At 50.9% G+C, this 5,188-nt stretch carries 6 protein-coding genes; 3 read left to right on the forward strand and 3 right to left on the reverse strand.

Annotated elements, in window-relative coordinates:
* Positions 1 to 253 precede the first annotated feature (253 nt).
* Positions 254 to 1,270: a type IV toxin-antitoxin system AbiEi family antitoxin gene (locus tag DFK18_RS14350; RefSeq protein ID WP_162299803.1), complete on the reverse strand. Its 1,017-nt coding sequence runs from the start codon at positions 1,268 to 1,270 to the stop codon at positions 254 to 256.
* 163 nt (positions 1,271 to 1,433) lie between these two features.
* Here DFK18_RS14350 and DFK18_RS14355 point away from each other — a divergent pair, with 163 nt between their 5' ends.
* Both DFK18_RS14355 and DFK18_RS14360 read left to right on the forward strand, forming a co-directional pair.
* Positions 1,434 to 1,622 (forward strand): hypothetical protein, encoded by a 189-nt coding sequence (locus DFK18_RS14355; protein WP_114418967.1) that lies wholly within the window; start codon positions 1,434 to 1,436, stop codon positions 1,620 to 1,622.
* Complete coding sequence (locus tag DFK18_RS14360) at positions 1,619 to 1,900, forward strand: type II toxin-antitoxin system RelE/ParE family toxin (protein WP_114418968.1); 282 nt, start codon at positions 1,619 to 1,621, stop codon at positions 1,898 to 1,900. Before DFK18_RS14355 ends, DFK18_RS14360 begins: the two co-directional genes overlap by 4 nt.
* A 3-nt stretch (positions 1,901 to 1,903) precedes the next feature.
* Here the strand turns inward: DFK18_RS14360 and trmA are convergent, their stop codons facing one another.
* A complete protein-coding gene (gene trmA / locus DFK18_RS14365; RefSeq protein WP_114418969.1) occupies positions 1,904 to 3,019 on the reverse strand; it encodes a tRNA (uridine(54)-C5)-methyltransferase TrmA in 1,116 nt (371 codons plus the stop codon).
* An 18-nt stretch (positions 3,020 to 3,037) separates the two neighbouring features.
* Entirely contained in the window at positions 3,038 to 3,931 is an 894-nt protein-coding gene (gene murI, locus DFK18_RS14370) for a glutamate racemase (protein WP_178006197.1), read from the reverse strand.
* A gap of 352 nt (positions 3,932 to 4,283) precedes the next feature.
* On the opposite strand from murI, the gene DFK18_RS14375 reads away from it, so the two are divergent.
* Positions 4,284 to 5,066: a hypothetical protein gene (locus DFK18_RS14375; protein WP_114418970.1), complete on the forward strand. Its 783-nt coding sequence runs from the start codon at positions 4,284 to 4,286 to the stop codon at positions 5,064 to 5,066.
* The last annotated feature ends 122 nt before the right edge of the window (positions 5,067 to 5,188 follow it).

A 5,188-nucleotide genomic window follows, 5' to 3' on the forward strand; every position in this document is an offset into this window, starting at 1 on the left:
AGGATGTGGGTGGCTACCTGATGGACTACTACAACCGGCAACGACCTCATGCATTCAACGACGGTATTTCGCCCGTTGCAGCTGAGGAAAACCTTAAAACACTGTCCGGGATTAGTTGACCACTACAATGAGCGCAGGTTAGGCAAGGCGTAATTGAACGAAAAAGCGGAGTTTACACCAAGTAAATGAGCATTTTGAGGTCAATTTCAACGCAGTATAATCAAGCGCAATAGTTAATCAGAGGTTTCCTAGTTCATTGGTCAGCTGTATCCAGGTAGTGTTCATAAAGCTTCCTTGCTGTTTCCAGATTTCTGGGTTCCAGGCTGCTGAGTAATTCTGCATAAACAAGCAGGGGGTCAGCCAGCCCCTCTTGCTTGCCTTGTAACTTTTCCAGTGGCAGAAAAGGTTCAACCACTTCAATCACGCGCTCAGGATATTCGCCCGGTTTGATTTTACGTAATCGGGCATGACGCAGAAGTTGGGGCAGCTGCTCCCCGGAAATGTAGACTAAAGCCTTCTGGGGTTGTAAGTAGCCTTGTGTATAACCTGCTGCAGCTACTTCACCACCCCAGAGTAAAGGCAGGCTGGCAGCATCAATGCGTTCAAAGCAGTCGGGTTGGTCACTGGTGAAGGCCTCTTTCTGCAAATGCCGCTGCAGTTGCTGCGGGTAGTTCTCAACCCAGGTTTGCATCAGTTGTTTAGATTGGTGCAGCTGGCGCAGTTCACGTCGGCCCTGCTTGTGTCGGGTCAAATAGCCCTGGTCAGCCAGTTCTTGCATGATTCCAGTCAGCTTACCCAACGAAATGGAGAGTTCAGCAGCGAGCTGTCGATAAGTGGCCTCAAGCAATGCAGGCTTCTTGAGCAGCATAAAAACCAGCAGCATTCCGGTTTTGGTGAAAGCTCCGGGCTGAGATTGAGACTTTGCGGTGTGTTTTTGACCGCAGATAAAAAGAAAGAAGTCAGGCTGTTGAATAAAAGCATTACCCTGAGCATCCACAAACTGTAAACCGGCTTTACGGAATTGCTCTGCCAGAACCGGGTTGATGTACTCGGTCATCAGAAGCTTACCGCTGGCTTGCTCTGGCTGCAGTTGACTGATCAGGGTACCGGCAGTAGTAGAGGTTAAGGATTTTCGAGCTTCAACTAGCAAGCGAACTTGCCGGTCAGCACCTATCAACTGATCACCCTGCAACAGGAATTCCTGACCGGTCAGCTCATTAAGAGCTTCCAGGCACTGCTGGATAAGACGAGCGTTGCTTTTATAAGGCATGAGAGCCCCCTTGCTTACTTTGTGTTCATAAAAATACATCGTTCAGAAAAAATGAACAATGTATTTTTAATGATCTAATGGTTAGGCTACCCAGAATCCAAGGCTAGACGCAAAGGAGGCGCTTTGTTAGATTCAATAGAAGAGAAAAGAAAAGGTAGCCCCGATGCCAGAAGCAGTCTCTAAGGAAGAAGCTCATCGTTTGATTGACCAGTTGCCTGATGGAGCAACGTGGGAAGATTTGATGCAGGAAATTTATTTTAGAGAATCCATCGAGAAAGGATTGCAACAGAGTCAAGCAGGCAAAACCCGTGAAGTTAGTGAAATTAGAAGGAAATATGGTCTGCAAGGATGAAGGTGCATTGGACGGAAAACGCTGAAGCACACTTGGATGCTATCTATGCCTGGATTGCGCAGGACTCTGAGATCTATGCGTTGAGAACAGTTGACCGGCTTACACGCAGATCGATACAAATCAGTGATTTTCCACTAGCTGGGCGTAAGCTTCCCGAATACGATCAAGATCAACTTCGAGAAATCATTGAACCACCTTACCGAATTATCTATCTGATCAAGCCTGACCAGATAGATATCCTTGCTGTGCATCATGCCGCCAGCCCGCTGTCCGACTAGACCTCACATTTTAACCAGATACACCCCGGCTTCGCGGTGGTGGGTGTAGGGGAACTGATCAAAGAAGGCAAAGCGTTCAATCCGGTGGGTTTTGCTCAGTGTTTCCAGGTTGTCGGCCAGGGTATCCGGGTTGCAGGAGATGTAGATAATCCGCTCGTAGCGGCTGACCTGTTCCAGGGTGGTGGCATCCAGGCCTGCGCGAGGCGGGTCGACCAGAACGGTGGAAAAGTCATAGTCAGCCAGGGCAAACTTGCGCGCCGGTTTGGATTCGGGGTCGGTCAGTCCGGCGGAAAAATCCTCGGCTGACATCCGCTCGATGCGTACATTATTGATGCCATTGGCTTCAATATTGTACTGACCGGCTGCCACGGAGGTGCGGCTGATTTCCGTGCCCAGCACCCGGCGAAAGTTTTCGGCCAGCGCCAGGGTAAAGTTGCCATTGCCGCAATAAAGCTCCACCAGATCGCGCTTTTCTTCTTCGGCTTGAGGGCGGCTGACATCCCTGGCCCAGGCCAGCATCTTCTCGCATACACAGGCATTGGGTTGAGTGAAGCTGCCTTCAACCTGCTTGTAAGTCAGTTTGCGCTCACCAACCTGAAGTTCCTCCAGCACGTAATCCCTTTTCAGCACGATCTTCTGCTTGCGGGCACGACCGATCAGCATCACGCCCAGCTCTACCTGCAATTGACGGGCAGCCGCCTCCCATTCTTCTTCCAGCTTGCGGTGGTAGATCAGGGTGACCAGCATCTCCCCGGCCAGGCTGTGAAGAAACTCCACCTGAAACAGCTTACGGCGTAAAAGGGGCTGGTCGCGGATGGCATCCAGCAGGCGGGGCATCAAGTCATTAATGGCACGACTGGCCACGGGAAACTCATCCATGCGCACCTGGCGGCGATCCTTCTTGGGGTCTTCAGCCACCTCAAACATGATGTAAAAAAGATCATCGCCTTCATGCCAGACACGAAACTCGGTACGCATGCGGTAATGGCTGGCGGGGGATTCAAAAACCTCCAGCTCGGGGGGCTGAAAAGCGGCAAACTGCTGGCGCAAGAGGTCAGCTTTTTCTTGCAGCAGTTGCGGATAAAGCTCGGGAGTAACCCGGGGCAGGGATGAAGCCATGGTAATCAAATCACTGTGTTAGAGGGTTGCAGACAAGACGGAGGCGGTATTGAGATCAGCCTCTAGGGGCAAATCCAGATTCATCAGCGGGGCAAAACCCCGCCATTCTAGAGCGGCTGGCAATTGGCTGTCAGCAGGCAGCGGCCCGGTGAGCCAACAGCCCTGATCATAGGTATCGACACAACAGGGGTTGGCATAACCGGCTTCGCTCAGCAGCTGAAAGACCCGCCGGGCAATGGCCGCACCAGAATCTATCCACTGCCAGTGAGCCGCTCCGGCTTCTTTGGCCACGGCAGCCAGCTCTTTTTGCAAAAGCGGAAAATGCGTACACCCGAGAATGACGGTATCCAAACGCGGTTGTTCCAGCAGGGGCGCAAGAATCGCCAGCAAGGCTTTTTTATCCGGTGGCTGCCCGGCCAGACTGGCTTCGGCCAGTTGTACCAGTTCGTTACTGCCCACGCGGGTGACCTCACAATCACTGGCGTAGGTAGCAATTAATTCCTGGGTGTAGGTGCGCTGAATGGTTCCCTGAGTCGCCAGCAGGCCGATATGGCCGGAACGCGTCATCAGCGCCGCCGGTTTGATTGCAGGAACCACACCCACCACCGGCAGTTGAAAACGCTCGCGCAGCTCAGGCAATACCACCGTACTGGCGGTATTGCAGGCAATCACCAGCATGCAGGGGTTGATACGCTGGATCAGCTCACCGATCACCTGGGGCACCCGTTCCTTCAGCCAGGCATCGGTTTTCAAACCATAGGGAAAAGCCGCGTTATCACAAGCATAAGCTAGCGGCAGCTCCGGCATCCGCTCCCGCAGGGCCTGCACAATCGACAAGCCACCCACCCCCGAATCAAACACCAGAATCGGGCCGGGCAAAAGCTGGGTAGTGGAAGAAGCGTCAGTGGTCAAAATCAATCCTGCAGGCGGAAGAAACAAAGACGCATTTTACGCCCAGCAAGCCATAGACGGCAAACCCCAGCGATACTCGCACGCTTTGGGTGAATGGGTTGCACAGAAAGTCCAGAGTCTTACTGAAAAGAACAATTAAATCAGTGCTTTGAGCAGATATAAAACAGGATAGAGTGCGCACAACTATTCAGGATAGGCGGCATGCACGGTTTCTCGAAAAAAACCTTGACCTGAGTTCTGGCAAAAAACGAGAAAATTCGGTAGTTTGAGGTGAAAAGTAAGCGGATATCCAGATCATGAAAACGCGCATGCTTACTATTAAAATGTTATGCAAACTAAAGAGTGATCCTTTATGCAGGATAGAATGGAAGAGTCGAGAAGACGCGAATCGGCAGCGAAGGAGAGCGAGTACCTAAACGCTAGAGAGCTTGAGCTATCTCGATATAGAGAGATTATCGAGCAACAAGAGCGTGAGCTGGATGCCTATCGCACGCGTTTGAAAGAGGAGCAGCTTGAGAAAGAAAGGGATCTCCGAAAAGAGTTCGATGAGCGCGAGAAGTATTTTATAGAACGAGAAAGGAAACTCGCAGAACGACAAAAGGAGCTTGAAAAGCAGTTCCACATTAGGACAGTTGAGGCTGAGGAACTACGTAGTCGTTTAGAGAAGGAGGTGAGGGAACGCGAAGTCCAGTTGAAGCGGGCTCACTTAGATTTACAGCAGGAAAAGGAGCGCCTGACAGAAGAAAGCAGAAAGAAATTGGAGCAGACGTCGCGGGATTACGTTTCAGACGCACTGGAAGTTTTAAGTAGCAAAGAATCTACCTTCCACAGGATATCTAAAATATGGAGCGGTGTCGGCGCAGCTTCATTGATAGTAGGTTTTGGACTGTTCGTCACTATAACCTTTACAACAGATATAAGTAGCCTTAATGAAATATCTTGGCCTTTTTTAATCTTCACTCTTTTCAAAGGGCTTGTCGCCGTCGGTCTTCTTTTGGGGGTTGCCAAATACTCTTACATGTTTAGCAGCTCATACATGCAGGAGTCGCTTAAGAATGCTGATAGAAGACATGCCATCAACTTTGGCAAGTTCTACCTGGAATCATACGGTGCAACCGCCGATTGGTCAGTGTAGTGGTCAACTAATCCCGGACAGTGTTTTAAGGTTTTCCTCAGCTGCAACGGGCGAAATACCGTCGTTGAATGCATGAGGTCGTTGCCGGTTGTAGTAGTCCATCAGGTAGCCACCCACATCCT

Source organism: Marinospirillum perlucidum (assembly GCF_003336805.1).
Taxonomy (GTDB): Bacteria; Pseudomonadota; Gammaproteobacteria; order Pseudomonadales; family Halomonadaceae; genus Marinospirillum; species Marinospirillum perlucidum.

Coding starts and splice junctions, on each gene's coding strand:
- DFK18_RS14350 (WP_162299803.1), bottom strand. CDS start 1,270: ATGCCTTATAAAAGCAACGCTCGTCTTATCCAGCAGTGCCTGGAAGCT.
- trmA (WP_114418969.1), bottom strand. CDS start 3,019: ATGGCTTCATCCCTGCCCCGGGTTACTCCCGAGCTTTATCCGCAACTG.
- DFK18_RS14360 (WP_114418968.1), top strand. CDS start 1,619: ATGAAGGTGCATTGGACGGAAAACGCTGAAGCACACTTGGATGCTATC.
- DFK18_RS14355 (WP_114418967.1), top strand. CDS start 1,434: ATGCCAGAAGCAGTCTCTAAGGAAGAAGCTCATCGTTTGATTGACCAG.
- DFK18_RS14375 (WP_114418970.1), top strand. CDS start 4,284: ATGCAGGATAGAATGGAAGAGTCGAGAAGACGCGAATCGGCAGCGAAG.